Below are 1,136 nucleotides of genomic sequence, written 5' to 3'. Positions count from 1 at the left end.
AGCCTCACTCCGAAATCGGTGATCGGAATAGCGAAAACCCCGATCGGAATGCCCGAAATCCTACCTTTTTCTCTTTTAAATCAATAGCTCGCTATTCTTTACTTCTTAAACAAGAAAGTAAGGAAGCGACCATGGCAAAAAAGAGAACTCCAATGAACAAAATCAAAGAGGTATTGCGCCTTAAGTACGACTGCGGTCTCTCAAATCGCAGCATCGCTTCTTGCCTTAAACTCGGCCCGTCAACCATATCGGAACTCCTTACTCGTTTTAAACAAAGCCAACTTGGTTGGCCTCTGCCTGAAAGTTGTAGCGATGCTGATATCACTCAAGCTCTGTATCACGGCAAGAAAGCCAGTCGCGATAAAGTCATGCCAGATTTCACTCAATACGCTGTCGAACTTAGACGTAAAGGTATGACGAAGATGTTGCTCTGGCAGGAATATCATGAGCAATATCAAGAGCAATCTTACGCTTACACTCAGTTCTGCGAGCACTTCACTCGTTGGTTCAAAACCCAAAAGCGCAGCATGCGCCAGCTTCATGTTGCGGGTGATAAGCTGTTTATCGACTACTGTGGGCCGAGGCTTCAGGTGGTCAACCCTGACACAGGAGAAGTGCGTGAAGCGGAAGTGTTCGTCGCGACCTTAGGCGCGTCCAACTACACCTATGTGGAAGCCTTCCCCAGCCAAGGAAAGTCTTACTGGTTAGAGGCGCATGCCAATGCGTTCGAGCACTTCGGTGGAGTACCACAGCTCTTGGTTCCCGACAATCTGCGTAGCGCGGTCACCAAAGCCAATCGTTATGAGCCAAGACTGAACGACAGCTATCAGAAACTGGCCAATCACTATCAAACCGCAGTGATGCCTGCTCGCCCTTACAAACCGAAAGACAAAGCCAAGGCAGAGAATGCCGTGCTCCTAGTGGAACGTTGGATCATGATGCGACTTCGCCATCAAACTTTCCATACCTTTAAAGAGCTGAACCTCGCCATCCGTGAGCTTATGAATGACTTAAACGAACGTGAGATGAAGCAGTATGGTGCGAGCCGCAAAGCACTGTTCGACAAACTCGATAAACCCGCGTTAAAGCCCCTTCCTAAACAGCGATATCTCTATACCGAAACCAAGCGAGCCAAA

At 48.4% G+C, this 1,136-nt stretch carries 1 protein-coding gene; it reads left to right on the top strand.

What is annotated here, in order from left to right; genetic code table 11:
• Window positions 1-131 precede the first annotated feature (131 nt).
• Window positions 132-1,136, top strand: a 1,005-nt coding sequence (gene istA / locus R7Q41_RS24240) for an IS21 family transposase (RefSeq protein WP_318144734.1), incomplete at its 3' end; no start/stop codon positions are given.

The sequence above is a fragment of the Vibrio sp. 2096 genome (assembly GCF_033339595.1).
In the GTDB taxonomy this organism is placed as follows: Bacteria; Pseudomonadota; Gammaproteobacteria; order Enterobacterales; family Vibrionaceae; genus Vibrio; species Vibrio alginolyticus.
This window is presented reverse-complemented; position numbering and strand designations above follow the sequence as displayed.